Genomic DNA, 15,708 nt, shown 5'->3' on the forward strand with positions numbered 1-15,708 from the left:
TTTAATTCGATCCCAACAGTGCTTCCGATGCCTGATCTACAATAATATTAATTGCAAGTGGGCCATAATAAGCGATCCAAAGTGTAGAATTAACATCATATGCACGGTTATTTTTGACTGCATCAAGGGATTTCCATACTGAGCTGCTATCCAAAGCCTCTGCCTCTGCCGCAAACAACTCATCAGACAGAACAAAATAATGATCTGCTCCAATCTCAGGAACTTTCTCCATCGAGATTTCAACGGAGGTATCATCTTTGATCTTCTGGACTAATGCAGGCATTTTTAAGCCCAAATCCTCATACAGAATCCCGCCTGTACGATGCTCAAGACCATGAACACGAATGCCTTCTTTTCTCGGTCGAATAAGTGCTACCGTTTCCTCTCCCAACTTCTCCGACAGCTTCTCCTTCAGTCCTGCAATTTTGTCCTCATAAGCCTTACGCACAGTTTCTGCCTCTGCCTGCTTACCTGTGATCGCAGCCACCGTAGCTAACGTATCTCGCCAATCCTCGTAGAAGTCAAGTACGATTGTGGGTGCTATTTTGCTTACACGCTCATACTCTTTCTCTTGAAAATCAGTCATTAAAATAAGATCCGGGTCCAATGCTACAATCGCTTCCAGATTGGGCTTGTCCCGTGTACCTAAAACCTGTACGTCACCCGGCTTATCGCCTAAATATTCTGGAAATGTGGTATTGCCTTCAGCGATAACACTGCCTGCCGGTTGCTCGCCAATGGCTAGCAATTGATCCAGAAATTTGACATCAAGCACAGCAATTTTTTTGGGCTTCTCGTTAAGCGTATACTCACCCTTCTTATGCAAGATCGTAACCGGGAAGGCTCCGGCAGTCTGAGGCGCTTCATTCGAAGGCGTGTCCGTTGGAGTTGTAGCAGACTCATTGCCGCCATTTGTACCTGCTCCGGCACCGCAAGCCGTCAGTACAAGAACAAGGGCCAGCATCCAGCCCATTAAAAATCGTGATTTATGGTCAGCGTGTGCCATGCTTCTGGCAGCTTGCCTCTTTGTTCCTTTATTCATGGTGAATCCTCCTTATGTATGATAATGATTTTCATTATCGAAATATAAGGCGAGTATAATATATCTCCACATCGCGTTACCATATACTTTTGCGACATTTCAGCCGGACTAATACGACATGTAAACCGCTATATCTTCATTTACAATTCTATCAGCTCTTTTACTAATTACTGCATAATCATCGTCTATTGTATCAAGCCAACAAAACCAAGAATCTCCCATTTTTTCTTTTTATTGATTTCTACCTCTTGCATCAATGTACATTCCATATCCATTTGTTCCATTGAAACTACAACAGAGATTTGTATGATAAATTTGTGGGTACTCTTCATTAAATTCTGAATGTGGAAACTCATAAAATGTTCCTTTGGATTCATAAGCCATATTCGGTGAAACATATATCTTTAATACCCTTTCGTCCGCAGATATTTCTAAAACATTTTGCTTTCTCCCTTTATCAAGTATCTCCTATAACGTTCTTGTATTTATGAACCCGTTAGGGGGTGTCTGCTGAAATGCTTCCCTGAACTCCTTCTCACAGACCTAGGCTCCAACGGAGCCGCAGCTTGAATATTATGTTATGTGATGCCACATCTTCTTGGAACTTTCTACCTACAATTATTTATGGATTTGAACCTTGATTTTAGATATTTGTTTATCTATTAAATTATAGATTTTTTCGATTTCATCTTCTTTGATCTTATTTTTTACCAATTCATTTTTAATTTCTTGTTGAAGTTCAATTAACGCTTCAAGTTTCAATGTTATATACCAGCCTGTCCATTCCGTAACTAGGCTATCGTCAAAGCATTCGCCATCGGTATAAAAGAACATTCTATAATAACCTATTCTCTTTTTTTTGTAGTAAATGTCTAACGTAGATATAACCTGCTGGGAATAGTGACTGTCTGCAATCTGATAATCGGAATGAAAAATAGTTTTATACTCAATTGTATCTATTGAAGGCTTAATATCTTCTAGATTCAATTCATCAAAAAATAAACTAATTTCTTCTGGGCATTCTTTCATGTAGTTATTGAATGTTACCCAAAAACCTTCTAAGGTTCTATCCATAATTTTATGTGTATCAATCCAGCTCTCTAGCGCTAAATTATCCAATTGAATCATCCATCCTTTAAAATCTTATGTGATTTCACATAACGTTCCTGTATTCATGAACCCGAGAACCTTAAGTCCCAACGGGGCGGCCGCGACGCGGTTAGGTTCGCAGGTTTTGTCCGCCTAGATCCACTCCATTGAAAATTCCTCGGGAGGATCAAGGAGCCGTCAGGTTCCGCAGCGTGAATAGATGTTATGTGATGTCGACAACTTCCTCAAATTAGCTAAATGCCTAGTACTGAAATATAATTTTGGGATTTCAATCGCTCTTTAATCCATGTTTGAAATTCGTTAATTAATTTTCTCAGTTTTTCAATGTTATTTTCATAGTCTTTTATAAATTCATCTTCACTACATCCAAAGAAAAAGCCAATATGCTCTTTAAGTGTATTCATTTCGGGTTGTCCTTCAAGAAGATTTATTACTCTTTCTAATCTCCCTAGGATTCTCCACCAAATTTCCTTTTGAATCTCATTAAAAGCATAGTGATCATAAGTAGTATATTCACTTTCAATTGATTTCTCTATAAAACCAAATACTTCTTCGGTCAAAAAGATTGAAGTATCATTCCAACATTGACCAAGATATCTACCCGGCAAAATTTCAATATAACAAGTGCCTTCAAGTTCTTCTTTATTTATTATTATCTTCATTGTGCTTACCTCTTAAATAATATCGTCGATTTCACATAACGTTTCTATATTCATGAACCTCAACGAGGTTGTCTGCTGAAATGCCTCTCCGAAATTCATTCCGCAGACCAAGGCTCCATTAGAGCCGCAACTTGAATATTATGTTATCAGATTTCAGCGTCTTCCTTGAACTACTTACAACAATCATTTTTTGTTTTTAATCACCAAACTGATAGTCTTGTCCTTGTATCATTTTCATCAGTTATATATTCCAGAGATTTATATCCCTTTCTCTTTATGTGATCATATAAGTCCTCAAGTTTTCCAAGGTCTTTGCAGTAAACTGTTATGTACACACTATCAATCACAAGAAGAATAATCTGACACTCACTCGCAATATATTCTTCATATGACATTACATCTATTATATTTGCTCCTTTTGGATATGCCTTTAAATTCGCAAATATTAAGTAGTACTTGTTGTAATCAATAATCTTTTTAAGATCTTCTCCATCCATTCCAGTAACCATGTCTGGAAAGAGACTACCCCCTAAAGTATCATCAACGATAAAATATGACTCTTCTCCACCAATAAACCAACTGAAAGTAGTTATATCTATTGGCTTTAAAATCTCTCCAAGATGGTTTCCATAAGAATTTGGAATTTCAAAACTTATGCCTCTATTCATTTATTCACCCACTTCACCCTGATTTCATGTAACGTTTCTGTATTCATGAACCCCAAAGGGGTTGTCTGATGAAATGCTTCCCTGAAATCCTTCTCGCAGACCTAGGCTCCAAAGGAGCCGCTGCTCGAATATTATGTTATACGATGGAATCACTTCTTCGATTAACCAACATTCATTCTTGATTCTAATCTGTCATTGTTCTGCTATATGTTCCAATTATATGTTCCAATAAATCTCCTGGCTGACAACCTAAAGCCGCACATAATTTATCAGTCACTTCTAATGACACATATTCGTTCGTATTGAGTTTCGCCATTGTAGCAGACGAGATACCTGTCATTTTCAATAAATCCTGCTTCTTAATCTCCCTGTCGATCAATAATTTTTGAAAAGGTTTATAACTAATCATCTGAGATTCCTTTCACACATCAAGTGAATTTTTCTTTAATTATATGAAAGTATACTTTTTATATCAAAACCATCTTCAACATGTATTGACTTAATTATTCGATATGATAAAGTTATATTTAATAAGTTGGACTTTTATTCATAAAATCAAATACATTAGATGGTGTCTAAAATGCATAATTCTTTAGAAGTCTTACTTGATTCACTGATTCATACTCGAATTGAATCTTTATATGGCGAGCTTATCAAAAACAACTCCAGCTACAACCAGTTCTCATCCGAACGGAATCTCTACTTCAAGCAGTTACATGAAGGCGTACCGGAGAATATACATAAGACCCTATTTCTTTACGATGATGCTGAGCTTTCTGTTCAAGCTATTTTAGAACGTGAAATTTATTTGCAGGGTTTTAAGGACGCTCTTCACCTGCATAACGAATTACATATATCTTTAGATTGAGAGCCTTCTGGCTCTTTTTCATTTTGATTCTGTTGTATAACGTCTTTTATATGAAGTGCGATGCTTTTTCGAAATGCCATCAGAATATTTAAATATCCCATAAGGGCACTGCATAAACTGAGATCAAGCTACTTTTATTTAACTTTTTCAAATTGCACTCTTTACATAAAATTTGTAAGTTCGAAGGATCATTATTCCCGTAATTAGAAATAGGTACTATATGGTCAATCTCAAAATCTCCTCCTCGATTAATAACCCCCGTCAAGTCATTCCTACAAACTATACAAACTCCGTTATCTCTGTAAAACAATCCTTTCTTTAACCAGGCAGGCCATCGAATTCTTTTGACTTTGTTCCCCTTCTTAAAACTTTCAGGATATTCGAAATCCAAGTCATTTTCCTCGTAAGTTAAGCAATTCGCGAGTTCTTCGTGAAAATCTCTTAGGAATGATTTATTAAGCATTAATAAGTGAAAACTCGAATTAATTACTGTTGGATTAATTTCTTCTTGCATAGAAACCAGAAAATCTACAAATTCCTCAAATCGAATGCATTCAATACATTTTTTACAATGTTCACAATTAATAATTGATTCAAAATCTATGTCAACTTCCTGTAGGTCTATGCCTGCTCCTTCAATTAGCTTAACTTCGTAATAAATATAAGCTTCATATTCAGAAACACTAAGATTACTTAAAGTGCTTCTTACATCATGCTCAACAAATCCATCAACGTATTCTAAATAGTAGTGTAAGATAGTTTTTTTATGAGGTTTTAACAATCTTAATATTATTTCTTCTCTCAGTTCATTCCAAAAATCTTTAAATTTAAATCCATAAACATCTTCTTCATTGTAAAAAATCTCTATTGACCAATTCGCTAATTGAATTGCTTGACTATAACTAAATCTCACATGTCTAGTCTTGATCTGAACCTCTTTTATTTTAGTATTAACTATCGCATGTCATATAACGTAACGTTCCCGTATTCACGACGCCGAGAGGCTTAAGGACCGAGGGTCGTCATGCCCAAAGCGTGAATATAATGTTATATAAAGGATATGCCGTCTCTAACAGCTCACTAAATTACTTATTGCCTTCATTAAAATATGTTATTTCATTTCCATCTATTAGTCTTCTTAATCCATCTTTATAGTAAGGCATTAATTGTTCAGCCTTCTCTATATCAATCCAAGCTATTTCAGAAATTTCGTTAGGTCTAACTAATTCTTCATTCCCACCAATTACCTCACCTTTAAATGTAATAAATAATACATGTTCTTCTTTTTTTACAAATATACATTCATTCACTGACACTATTCCATGAACTTTAATATCTAGTCCAGTTTCTTCTTTAGCTTCCCTTATTGCTGCTTGGTCTAATGATTCGTCTCTTTCAACAGCACCGCCTGGAAGAGACCATCGGTCACTAGAATCATCAATATTCCTGACCATTAACACTTTGGAATTGGTTGGATCAGTAATTAAGGAGTAAGCTACATCGACTCTGATCATTATGTTTGACTTCCCTTCTGATTAGATCTGCATATCTTTCATATAACGTTCCCGCATTCACGACGTCTCAGCGCCTCGTATAGGGCCGGCTGCCGCTTGCGGCAGTTAGGCGGTGGGATGTATCCGGTGAATTCACTCCCCCGAAATGCCTCTTCCGGACCAAGTGGCAGACTTGACCCGCCACGCAGCGTTGAATGCGATGTTAACAGATGTCCACGACCTCTTCGAATTACATACGATAAATCTTTATATATTCATTTCTTTAATATGTAATCAATAAATCCTTGTCGTATTTTTTTGCCCTCATAGATTCTTTCCAAAACTCGATCTTCTTTATAGATTAATTTCATATCATCAAACATCGCATCAGCTTCATTGTAATCATAATACGAATGGATAACTGGCTCATTATCTTCAATCTGTTCATATTGGTTATCTCCTAAATCAATACCTTCTCCAACCCGAAAATCCTTAACGGTTAGGAAATTCACAAATAATACTCCATTGGGTTTCAATACCCGTTTCATTTCATTGATTGATTGTTTCACATCTTCTTTTCTCATATGAAACACCGAGTTATATGAATACACAAAACTAATCGACTCGTCACTAAATGATAAAGATCTCATATCACCATGTTGTATATTTAAATTCTGTCCTCTCATTTCTGCAAATCGATTCGCTTTTTGAAACTGTTCAATATTCATTTCTATTCCAATAGTTTTGTATCCATAATGTGCAAATAGACTTAATGGAGGGGAATCTCCTCCCGCCCCGCAGTCCAATACCGTTCTTTCCATACCGCTTTCATTACATAAAGCTAAAAATCTATACAGTGGTACTTGTCTGAAAAGCTCCACAACAATCGTCTCCTTCGTCTTTTGGTTTTATAATTTTATTGTTTCGTGGATTTCTGCTAACGTTCTTGTATTCACGAACCCTCACTGGCTTAAGGAGCGAACGCGCCGGATCCGACGGACTTAGCCAGTGCAGGGTTGTCCGGCTGCTTCCACTCCCCCAAAATGTCTCTGCCGGACCGAGGGCCGAATGGCCCGATGCGTGAATATTTTGTTATCTGTTGCCAATGCCTTCTTGATTAACTTTCAAATGTTGCTTTGACTCGTTTTGAGTTTTTAAAATACAAAATCCATATTGATCCAAAAATAATTGTAGAGATTAAACTTGGGAGTTCATCTATTTTGTTAATTGTGAGAATGAAGTTTAAAAATCCAAATATTATAGTGATTATTTCAATTTGAATTATTATATTTGGTCCTTTCCTTTTCTTCTTCAATATAAGCACTAGAGAAACAATAATTAAGACTTCAGAAAATAAATATATTCCGACAGAAATAGTTCTAGCAAGATTCCAACCAATTGTTCCAACTAACATATAAATATAAAATTCGAAATAAAGACCTATTAAATTACTTATAAGTAGATAAAAAGAATAGATCACAAAGAAAAGCAGCCAGCCTTTAATTCCACTCATACTATTCTGAGATAATTGCATTATTGGCTCCTTAATATTTGTCTTTTATTTGCATTGAGCATTGGTTTCAGATAACGCTTCTGTATTCATGAACCCGTAGGGTTGCCTGCTGAAATCCCTCTTCGATATACTTCCCGCAGACCTAGGCTCTATCAGGAGCCGCTGCTTGAATATTATGTTATATGATGGATATGCTTCTTCGAGATTGCTTACTAACCTGTCCTTTTCACTTCAATTATTTAATTTAGCTTTGATTCATCTTTTCTCATGTGTTATCATATTCTTAAAGAAAGACCAAGTGCGTCAACACTTGGTCAGTACAATTGGCTTGGATGGTTTATCCCTTCTTAAAGCTTTCGGAATAAAAACCCACCTTTGGCGGTCAACCTTGGGGTGGGTTTTTACTTTCTCTTGTTGTTATTGATGTATGTTAAAAGTGCAAGAATGAATGTTCCGAATAATAGCATAAGAGTCATCGCATCTTTCACTTCCATGGTTTCACCTCCTTTCGAAGGGAAACCATACCCACCCAAGATTCAATTGTATCTATATTTTACCTGTATTTACATCTGCGCACAAGCGTTCTTATCTGTTTTATTGTATTTTCATTCTTCTTTGATCATATTGCTTTTCATTTCTATCATATAACGTTTTTGTATTCATGAACCCCGAAGGGGTTGTCTGCTGAAATGCCTCTCCGAAATCCTTCTCACAGACCTAGGCTCCAACGGGGCCGCAGCTTGAATATTATGTTATGTGTAGTTATCACTCCATTGATTGACATTCTAATTTACGCCTTCCAACCCATCTCTTTATACAATCTTCTAATCTGTTTTATAAAAATATCATCTTCTCTTCCCTTATTTATAATCTCTTCATCTGTGGTTACAGCCCATCTAAAAATTTGTTCAATGCTCCCGTAGCTACGTTTAAATCCTTTGGCCAACTTCAGTATGTTTTCTTTAGTTGGTGCAAATGATAATACTACTCTTAACTCTTCATCTGTCCAAGGTCTCCCCTTATTTTCTGTACTATACGCTTGTTTTTTCTCATATTCAAAGATCAGTAATTTCGTTTTGTGGATTACTTGGTCTGTTGTTAGTTCTTCAATTCCTTCATTAAGTAATTCAATTAATCTATCTTTATATTCTTTCTTTTTCATAGATTTCCCCTCCATGATCTTTTCAATAATTACGCATAACGTTCTTGTATTCACGACCCAACGAATGTTGGGTGTCCGGCGAATGCCGGACCCAGGACGAATGTCCGTAGCGTGAATATTTTGTTAGGCGAATTTGCGTACTTCTTCGATGATTCTAGAAAGAATTCTTCAGTTCTTTTTCTAAATTGAAGCATAATATCCGCATACGATTGATTACTTCTTCTTGATCAAAATTATTAAACACGAATTTATATCTTCTTCGTTCCATAATTCTATCATAATAATTATTAATTTCTTGTAATTCAGCTTGGGTCCAGTTAGTTCTTGTATAATCTACTTCTAAAAACGGAGGCAATGCTGCTTCAGTCTTATTCGCGACCATAAATTTCATTTTCATCGAGTCAAAAATTAACGATAAATTTTCATCTGCTGTTACGAAAACTGGGACAATCTTATCTCTTAAAAGCTTTTGACTCACCAATGTTGGAAATGTTAAGTCTAACGATGCATTCCATATTGCGTGCAGCCTATCTTCATCATTATTCTTTGTTTTATGGATAAGCTTTCTAATTTTATTGTTACCACTAAAATAATAATGAGCAAATATTGTTGTTGAAGCACTAAAAATATCTACTTCCTTTTCCACAAAGTCAAAATACTCAATTATTAATTGAGTATTACTTTTCGACTCTTTTTGCTTATCCAATATGTACATTTTTAACAAACACGCATACGAAACAAATAGAAGACGTTGGAAACTACTTACGCTTTCTAGACTCTTTGTTTTACTGTCCGTTTTTAGTGTTTCGTGTTTAATGAATGGCTCAAACTTTATAATTTTGCTGTGCTGCAACATTTGAAAGTAATCCATCTCAAATAAAGATCTAATTGCATTATTCATGTCACGGAACTTCGACATATTAATTTCAAAGTTGCTTAGTTCTCGACATGACTCTTCCAGTCCAAGAGAAAAGTCAACTAATAAATTATTCATCTCAATATTTTTAAGCAAACTTAATAATTCTTCAAGAGTGTTATCTTTTTGACCTAAAAGACTACTTGGTTCCTTATAGAATCTGGTTAGATATATACAAATATTTGTATCCAAACACAATTCAATTAATTGGGGATCTATTTTATTTTTGATGTCTTCAAATGAGCTCAGTGTTTCATGTATATACAAAGATGAATAGTAAAATTTCATTCTAAATAACCATCCCTTTTATGTAATTTCGCCTAACGTTCCCGTATTCACGACGTCTGACGACGTCTGACGAAGTCAGATGTGTCCGGCTGCTTCTGCTTCCCCGAAATCCTTCTGTCGGACCGAGGGCATATGCCCGATGTGTGAATATTATGTTATACGACGTCATTTTCTTCTTTGAGAAGCCCACAATAATGACTTAATAGTTCCTGAGAAACTTCACTAATTCCTAGCCTCATTGCAACATCTATCGCACATGAATAATCTTTATAGTTTAGGTGCTTTAAAATTAATTTTCTTTTTTCATCTTCCGATACTTTGGAGTAGTAAATCGCCCACATAAGATTTTTGTTACTTGCTTTTATATTTTCAGGAATACCATCTTCAATCAGTATTCCGATTACTTCAGAAACTCTTTCTTGAAGCTTTCTTTCATTAACTATTTGACGTGCCCAGTTAGTAATAAGCCTGTTACTAGTAGGATAACGTAAGAGTCTGTTTACAATATGCTCAGACTCTTCAAAGTTATCAATCAACCAATTAATTTGTTCGTCCTCTAAGGGCTGATCTTTAATAAGTGTACTAACTGCCCACTGAATTTCTTCTGTGCTAGTCAAAATAAAGGTTTGGTAGATATAGAATAAATCATTTATAAGTTTTTTACTAAATAGCTTATTTGAAGATCTATTTTTGATTATTCTTTTAAGCACCTTAAGGCATTCCATTCGACGGAAACGGCTATTCGACTTTAAATCTTTGACAATTATATCGACAAAGTATTCAATGGAATCTGAGTCAAATTCAACTGATTTAAGTAAGCGTCGTTCTTCGTAAATATCTTTTGTACTCTTTACATATTTTTTCACATATTTTAAAGGGGTATAGTGCATTCGTATATGTTCAAGATATTCAATATTGTTTTTTATTTCATTAATATCCATACTTAGGCCCTCACTTTTTAAAAGATGTCGTATAACGTTCAGGCATTCACGAACCCTCACTGCCTTAAGCGACCAACGGGAGCGGCCACGATGCGGTTAGGCAGTGCAGGGTTGTCCGCCTGTTAATCTTCCCTGAAAATCCTCGGGCGGACCAAGGGGCGCGACAGCGACCCGCAGCGTGAATTTTTTTGTTATCGGATGTCAATACCTTCCTCGAACCTCTAAAAATCTTGGAATCAGTTTCGCTTTTGTTTTTATATCTTATAGTTTTCTTGCCTTTATCACAAAAGTTACTGGAAGCATTTTTGCTCTCTTTGCCATATCGCTGTTATCATCCCGCAATTGCATAAACTCATAATCAGATTCCTCAATCATTAGCTCAATTACAAACCCAGCTTTTGCAAGCGCATTTACATAAGTTGACAGCATACGGTCCGCTAACAATAGCTCACCTTCATCAACTGCTACCGGATACCAACCTTCATTAAAGTAACTCTTATTAATTACAAACCTATCATTCTCTGTAGTAACCCATCTGTGTATAGGGTGAGACCAACTGAAAATAAATAGCCCGTCTTTTTTAAGGTAAGAAGATATTCGTCGAAAGGTACCCTCAAGATCGGTGGTCCAACCTATGGCATAAATTGAATAAACATAGTCAAAATAATCCGTCGGGATGCCGCATTCTTCTTCCATGGGAGAACATATCAATTTTGCTGCTATTCCACATGACTTCAAATGTTGCGCTGCCTTTTCAATTTGTCTTTCTGAAATATCCACAGCCCATAGTTCAGATGCGTTTCGTTCCCCTTGATATTGCAAGGATTGACCATTTCCGCAGCCGATCTCCAGCAGTTTTTTTCCTGAGATATCACCAAAGAGCTGGCACTTTTCTTCTGAGATAAATGCTCCATAATAAGGGAGCACGATTGCTTTTAAGAAGTCATTGCCTTTGGTATCCCAATATAGGCTGTTTGTTTTATGAACAACATTCTTTTTTAACTCTTCCGAGCTGCCGACACCATTTTCCCCGTCAACAATAATGCTTCTTCTATTTAATGAATTCTTGTCCATGAAGGCACCTTCTCTTAGTAGATATTTATATTTGAGCATTTCAGATTTGCATTAATTTCTGATAACATCTTATTTACGAACTTTAGAAAAAATGTTCTCTTCGTCATATTCACGAACTTCGTGAATCCTGCACTTTGTTCCTGATTCCTGCACTTTCTGCGTTTCAATGCTCCAGCCCGCTCATCCGACCCAACGGACTTTGAATCCGCCCAATGTCCCGTCTGCTCCCATGTGTATACCGCTCCGTCGTTCGCACACTCTGATGCCCTAGCAGTTCCTGAATATAGCGAAGATCAATCCCATTCTCCAGCAAGTGGGTCGCAAAGGAATGCCTTAGCGAATGGATACTCACCTGTTTGCGAATGCCCGCTTCAGCCAGCGCTTTTTCAAACACTTTCTGCGCTGAACGTTCCGTCAGGTGGCGGCCTTCCCTCTGCCCTGGAAACAGCCAGTCTGCTGGCTGCTCCACCTCTATATACTGCTCGACCACCGCAAAAGCCGCTTCGGATAGTAGCGTTTGCCGATCCTTCCTGCCCTTTCCCTGACGAACTTTCAGTACTTTCCGTTCACGGTCGCAGTCTTCAAGACGCAACCTCACCACTTCGCTTACCCGTCCAACCGTACGCCAATCGTTTTTTTATCCCGATAAAGTAGGTTTATCTTCATCTCACTTGCCTCCTTAGTATATCAGCCGTTCAAAAAATTGGAAATCTAATTTTACACAAAAAAAGGGACTTAAGATGGATATTCATCTTAAGTCCCTGATTCTTTCAGATCGAATTATTGATCCATTAAGTCCAATTTTCGTCATCATAAAGTGTCTTGCCTTTACTTGTCCAGTTCCTCCGTCACATCACCGAAAAAACAAAAGAATAGCCTGCTTATTTTATTAAGAAAATAAGATAAGCCGTAAAAAAGCCCGCGCTGAACGCGGGCTTTGCTGTATATTTAGTCAAAATCATGCCTAGCCTTGTTACTCAACCTTAAACTGTTTTAATTCGTCTTGCAGCTTAGTGGACAATTGGTTTAATTGTTTGGAGAGTTCAGCAACCTGTTCGAAGCTTTCCAATTGTTCCTGCGTGCTAGCGCTAACTTCTTCGGTTGAAGCGGAATTCTCTTCGGTGGTAGAAGAGATAATCTCCAGTGCCTGCAAAATCTCATCTTTGTGCTTGTGGACTTTGGAGGTGTTCGTACTGATCTGGATCATTCGCAATTTTAAATCTTCCAAATCCTTGTTAATACTAAAGAACACTTGCTTCGTGTCCTCCACCGATCTCGCATTTTCTTCTGCGATTTTCAGACCATGAACGGTATGCTCAACCGATACGCTGGTTTTTTCTTCGATGACACGGACCTTCTTGTAGATTTCCTGTGTTGCTAGCGCTGTCTGCTCAGCCAGCTTGCGAACCTCTCCGGCAACCACAGCAAACCCTTTGCCCTGTTCTCCTGCACGCGCAGCTTCTATAGAAGCATTAAGCGCCAGCAGATTCGTCTGTGTTGCAATTTGGTTGACCGTATCCACGATCCCCGAAATCTCATGACGGCTCAGATCGATATCCTGAATGATGGCCGACATCGCTTGTGTGGAATTGTGATTTTCTTCCGCCCATCTGGATAACTGATCTACTACCGCAAGCCCCTGTCCGCTTTGCTCAGCAGAGATTTGCACCATCGTTTCGATGGTTTTGGCATCATTAGCAATTTCGTCAATTTGGCCGGATAAGGCTCCGGTTTTTTGTAAAATGTTATCCGTCTCGATGGACTGGTAGTTCGTCGCATTGGCAATTTCATTAATTGCTGTCGCCGTATCGTTCATCGTGATCGCGGTTCTGGAAGAAATGGATTGCAAATCATTTGAGGACTGATTCAAGACTTGGGCTGAGCCGCCCACCATTTGGAGCATGCCTTGAATTTTTTGAACCATATTGTAAATTCCTTGAGAAATTTGCCCGATTTCGTTGTTGGAATGCGTATCAAACTGAACGGTCAAATCCCCATTTTCAATCAGCTTGATTTTGGCAAGCAATTTCGGGATTGATCTCAACAGATAGCGGAGCGTTATATAACAAATTATAACCAGCAGGATGGTAGCTGCAGCAAAACCGCCAATCGTAATCCAGGTAAAGGTTCTTAGTTCTGAGAGTGCCTCTTGTTCAGAGATGGTTAAACCTACGGACCACCCCGTATCTTTACTGGTTGCATACCCAATGTAACGACGCTCGCCATTATCATTAATCAACTGTACTCCAGACTCACCAGCAATCATTTTCTTACCGATCTCGCCAAGATCACCTGTGCTTTCGTTAATCTTTTCTTTCAGCACTTTATTTTGATCAGGATGATACAAAATATCACCTGTTTTGGACGCAAGAATTGAATAGCCTGTGCTTCCAAGCGAATAGCTTTGCATAACAGCAGGGATGTCTTTGAAAGCAATATCGACAGCAGCAAATCCGATTAATTGGTTACCGCTATCCTTGATCGGATAGAAAATGCCCATGACCACATTCCCCGTATTGACGTCCTTATAGGGTTCTGAGTAGTATAAACCGTCTGCTTCAACAGCTGGCTTGAAGTATGGGCGTGTATTGATATCGAAATCCGGCTTGGAAACAGCACCATCATTTTGTAGAAAGAAGCCTTTACCAGCTATTCCCGCAATCCAAGCATCAGCAAATGATGGCTCTGCTTTTACAATCGCTGCCAGAGTCGCTTCGGTTTCCGCAGCGTGTGGGGAAGTTTTTACCGTTTCAGCTGATTCGGTGGTCTCTATATACTGCCGAAAAAGATTATTTGTTGCCATTTGTTTGACAAGTGAGCCCTTTTCCTTAAATAACGCATCAAATTGACTGACGGTGGCCTGCGTCTTGGTCTGGAGCATGGCCTCTTGCTGCTTGACAAGCATGCTTTGCGTGCTAGCATACATGAACGTCCCCAAGGTTGCAAAGACGACAACGATAATAACTAACAAGACCATGGCCAACGTGTTGGCGATGCTGGATGATCTGAATACGCGCTTCTTCATATTTTGTGACATGCTGCCATCTCCCCGAGGAATATTGAGCGAAAAGCTCTTAGATAATATGTCGGAAGTTTGCAGCTGTTTTAATAGGTTTTTAGTATACACAATTTAAAGTTTTGCTATCTGATTCCTCATAGATTTCCTCCCAACCTGTTCAGTAACTCCAGCAAAAGATTAGGGCAGCATAAAGAGCCTCCGTCAGACGCAGGCTCTTTTCTAAAAAAGCTATGAACACGCGAGGGTTTGCAGACCTAAAGCGTTCGAGCGATCTGTAAGCTCAACCCCATTATTCTCTATCGTTAGCCTAGCTGCATCGTTGTAATACATGTATCGTCTTTCTCATATGTAGAGAATTCAGTTTCAGCCGTTTTACCTTCATGATTCACGCTAATACGATATGTTTTATCCCTCGGCAGCCATAGATCAATAAAACCATTGGGTTGTGATTTCATGGCAGCATTCTCCATGATGACATTCCCTTCGGAGTCGTGAACGGTCACATTAAACTTTCCATTTTTTATTTCGCCTTGGCAGCCGGTTAGACTATGAGTAGCACAAGGGTGGGTCTCTTCTACATATGGCGCTATCGAAACAAAAAACTCGTTGTCAGGCAAATCATAAGTTATGGGTTGGGTGTTGTCTCCATTAACAATTAACTGACTGGAATTAATGGAAGCGGACTGAGCTGTTGCCTTGCCTGCGCTAATATCATGTACTAATTGCTTGATATCTGTGGTCCCGAGCTTGTCCGCTCCTTCTTTCTGCATATTTCCTGCAATCAGGTACGTGCCCAATGCCGCAACAACCAACCCTGAAGCGACCAAGATTCCTTTTTTCATCTGGAGTTCATCTCCTTGTCCGTTTTAAATCATTATAAGGGAGAACGCACCGTAACGGACAAAATACGGTACTGAAGTCACCGGATATTCACATCTTTGCTTGTTTATCC

General features: G+C 38.1%; 18 protein-coding genes. 1 reads left to right on the plus strand and 17 read right to left on the minus strand.

Translation table 11 applies throughout. The annotated features are described in order from the left end of the window. Position 1 precedes the first annotated feature (1 nt). From ACU1JV_RS04765 to ACU1JV_RS04785, 5 genes are all read right to left on the minus strand, one after another. Positions 2 to 1,042, minus strand: coding sequence for an ABC transporter substrate-binding protein (locus ACU1JV_RS04765; protein WP_058829970.1), 1,041 nt, complete (start codon positions 1,040 to 1,042; stop codon positions 2 to 4). Between the two features lie 618 nt (positions 1,043 to 1,660). Continuing rightward, complete coding sequence (locus ACU1JV_RS04770; RefSeq protein WP_058829971.1) at positions 1,661 to 2,161, minus strand: hypothetical protein; 501 nt, start codon at positions 2,159 to 2,161, stop codon at positions 1,661 to 1,663. Between the two features lie 224 nt (positions 2,162 to 2,385). After that, entirely contained in the window at positions 2,386 to 2,814 is a 429-nt protein-coding gene (locus ACU1JV_RS04775; protein WP_058829972.1) for a hypothetical protein, read from the minus strand. 200 nt (positions 2,815 to 3,014) lie between these two features. Further along, positions 3,015 to 3,482 (minus strand): DUF2691 family protein, encoded by a 468-nt coding sequence (locus ACU1JV_RS04780; protein ID WP_058829973.1) that lies wholly within the window; start codon positions 3,480 to 3,482, stop codon positions 3,015 to 3,017. 184 nt (positions 3,483 to 3,666) lie between these two features. After that, positions 3,667 to 3,891, minus strand: coding sequence for a helix-turn-helix domain-containing protein (locus ACU1JV_RS04785; RefSeq protein WP_413986739.1), 225 nt, complete (start codon positions 3,889 to 3,891; stop codon positions 3,667 to 3,669). Positions 3,892 to 4,062: 171 nt separating this feature from the next. Between ACU1JV_RS04785 and ACU1JV_RS04790 the strand changes: the two genes are divergently transcribed. Continuing rightward, on the plus strand, positions 4,063 to 4,350 hold the full coding sequence (locus ACU1JV_RS04790) for a hypothetical protein (protein WP_058829975.1): 288 nt from the start codon (positions 4,063 to 4,065) through the stop codon (positions 4,348 to 4,350). A gap of 88 nt (positions 4,351 to 4,438) precedes the next feature. On the opposite strand, the gene ACU1JV_RS04795 is transcribed toward ACU1JV_RS04790, so the two are convergent. The 12 genes from ACU1JV_RS04795 to ACU1JV_RS04850 form a co-directional block, all read right to left on the minus strand. Next, positions 4,439 to 5,263 (minus strand): HNH endonuclease, encoded by an 825-nt coding sequence (locus ACU1JV_RS04795; RefSeq protein WP_058829976.1) that lies wholly within the window; start codon positions 5,261 to 5,263, stop codon positions 4,439 to 4,441. Between the two features lie 172 nt (positions 5,264 to 5,435). Further along, complete coding sequence (locus ACU1JV_RS04800) at positions 5,436 to 5,864, minus strand: NUDIX hydrolase (RefSeq protein ID WP_058829977.1); 429 nt, start codon at positions 5,862 to 5,864, stop codon at positions 5,436 to 5,438. A gap of 254 nt (positions 5,865 to 6,118) precedes the next feature. Continuing rightward, positions 6,119 to 6,724 carry a class I SAM-dependent methyltransferase gene (locus ACU1JV_RS04805; protein WP_058829978.1) on the minus strand — a complete coding sequence of 202 codons (606 nt, stop codon included), beginning with the start codon at positions 6,722 to 6,724 and terminating at the stop codon, positions 6,119 to 6,121. A gap of 236 nt (positions 6,725 to 6,960) precedes the next feature. Continuing rightward, entirely contained in the window at positions 6,961 to 7,377 is a 417-nt protein-coding gene (locus ACU1JV_RS04810) for a DUF2569 family protein (protein ID WP_058829979.1), read from the minus strand. A gap of 380 nt (positions 7,378 to 7,757) precedes the next feature. Continuing rightward, complete coding sequence (gene comI / locus ACU1JV_RS04815; RefSeq protein ID WP_007431380.1) at positions 7,758 to 7,850, minus strand: competence inhibitor ComI; 93 nt, start codon at positions 7,848 to 7,850, stop codon at positions 7,758 to 7,760. Positions 7,851 to 8,146: 296 nt separating this feature from the next. Continuing rightward, entirely contained in the window at positions 8,147 to 8,518 is a 372-nt protein-coding gene (locus ACU1JV_RS04820) for a hypothetical protein (RefSeq protein WP_058829980.1), read from the minus strand. A gap of 154 nt (positions 8,519 to 8,672) precedes the next feature. Beyond that, the gene (locus tag ACU1JV_RS04825) at positions 8,673 to 9,722 is read right to left on the minus strand and encodes a hypothetical protein (protein WP_058829981.1); all 1,050 of its coding nucleotides are present in this window, start codon (positions 9,720 to 9,722) and stop codon (positions 8,673 to 8,675) included. 155 nt (positions 9,723 to 9,877) lie between these two features. Then, positions 9,878 to 10,663, minus strand: a complete 786-nt coding sequence (locus tag ACU1JV_RS04830; protein WP_058829982.1) for a hypothetical protein — start codon at positions 10,661 to 10,663, stop codon at positions 9,878 to 9,880. 261 nt (positions 10,664 to 10,924) lie between these two features. Then, positions 10,925 to 11,737, minus strand: a complete 813-nt coding sequence (locus ACU1JV_RS04835; RefSeq protein ID WP_058829983.1) for a class I SAM-dependent methyltransferase — start codon at positions 11,735 to 11,737, stop codon at positions 10,925 to 10,927. A gap of 163 nt (positions 11,738 to 11,900) precedes the next feature. Beyond that, positions 11,901 to 12,335, minus strand: coding sequence for a tyrosine-type recombinase/integrase (locus ACU1JV_RS04840; RefSeq protein ID WP_301336201.1), 435 nt, complete (start codon positions 12,333 to 12,335; stop codon positions 11,901 to 11,903). 375 nt (positions 12,336 to 12,710) lie between these two features. Beyond that, the gene (locus ACU1JV_RS04845) at positions 12,711 to 14,774 is read right to left on the minus strand and encodes a methyl-accepting chemotaxis protein (RefSeq protein WP_413986740.1); all 2,064 of its coding nucleotides are present in this window, start codon (positions 14,772 to 14,774) and stop codon (positions 12,711 to 12,713) included. A 284-nt stretch (positions 14,775 to 15,058) separates the two neighbouring features. Further along, positions 15,059 to 15,598, minus strand: coding sequence for a CueP family metal-binding protein (locus ACU1JV_RS04850; RefSeq protein WP_165081963.1), 540 nt, complete (start codon positions 15,596 to 15,598; stop codon positions 15,059 to 15,061). Between the last annotated feature and the right edge of the window lie 110 nt (positions 15,599 to 15,708).

It is taken from the genome of Paenibacillus sp. T2-29, assembly GCF_052921365.1.

Coding starts and splice junctions, on each gene's coding strand:
- ACU1JV_RS04780 (WP_058829973.1), bottom strand. CDS start 3,482: ATGAATAGAGGCATAAGTTTTGAAATTCCAAATTCTTATGGAAACCAT.
- ACU1JV_RS04790 (WP_058829975.1), top strand. CDS start 4,063: ATGCATAATTCTTTAGAAGTCTTACTTGATTCACTGATTCATACTCGA.
- ACU1JV_RS04835 (WP_058829983.1), bottom strand. CDS start 11,737: ATGGACAAGAATTCATTAAATAGAAGAAGCATTATTGTTGACGGGGAA.
- ACU1JV_RS04845 (WP_413986740.1), bottom strand. CDS start 14,774: ATGTCACAAAATATGAAGAAGCGCGTATTCAGATCATCCAGCATCGCC.
- ACU1JV_RS04825 (WP_058829981.1), bottom strand. CDS start 9,722: ATGAAATTTTACTATTCATCTTTGTATATACATGAAACACTGAGCTCA.
- ACU1JV_RS04785 (WP_413986739.1), bottom strand. CDS start 3,891: ATGATTAGTTATAAACCTTTTCAAAAATTATTGATCGACAGGGAGATT.
- ACU1JV_RS04775 (WP_058829972.1), bottom strand. CDS start 2,814: ATGAAGATAATAATAAATAAAGAAGAACTTGAAGGCACTTGTTATATT.
- ACU1JV_RS04830 (WP_058829982.1), bottom strand. CDS start 10,663: ATGGATATTAATGAAATAAAAAACAATATTGAATATCTTGAACATATA.
- ACU1JV_RS04800 (WP_058829977.1), bottom strand. CDS start 5,864: ATGATCAGAGTCGATGTAGCTTACTCCTTAATTACTGATCCAACCAAT.
- ACU1JV_RS04850 (WP_165081963.1), bottom strand. CDS start 15,598: ATGAAAAAAGGAATCTTGGTCGCTTCAGGGTTGGTTGTTGCGGCATTG.
- ACU1JV_RS04765 (WP_058829970.1), bottom strand. CDS start 1,042: ATGAATAAAGGAACAAAGAGGCAAGCTGCCAGAAGCATGGCACACGCT.
- comI (WP_007431380.1), bottom strand. CDS start 7,850: ATGGAAGTGAAAGATGCGATGACTCTTATGCTATTATTCGGAACATTC.
- ACU1JV_RS04820 (WP_058829980.1), bottom strand. CDS start 8,518: ATGAAAAAGAAAGAATATAAAGATAGATTAATTGAATTACTTAATGAA.
- ACU1JV_RS04810 (WP_058829979.1), bottom strand. CDS start 7,377: ATGCAATTATCTCAGAATAGTATGAGTGGAATTAAAGGCTGGCTGCTT.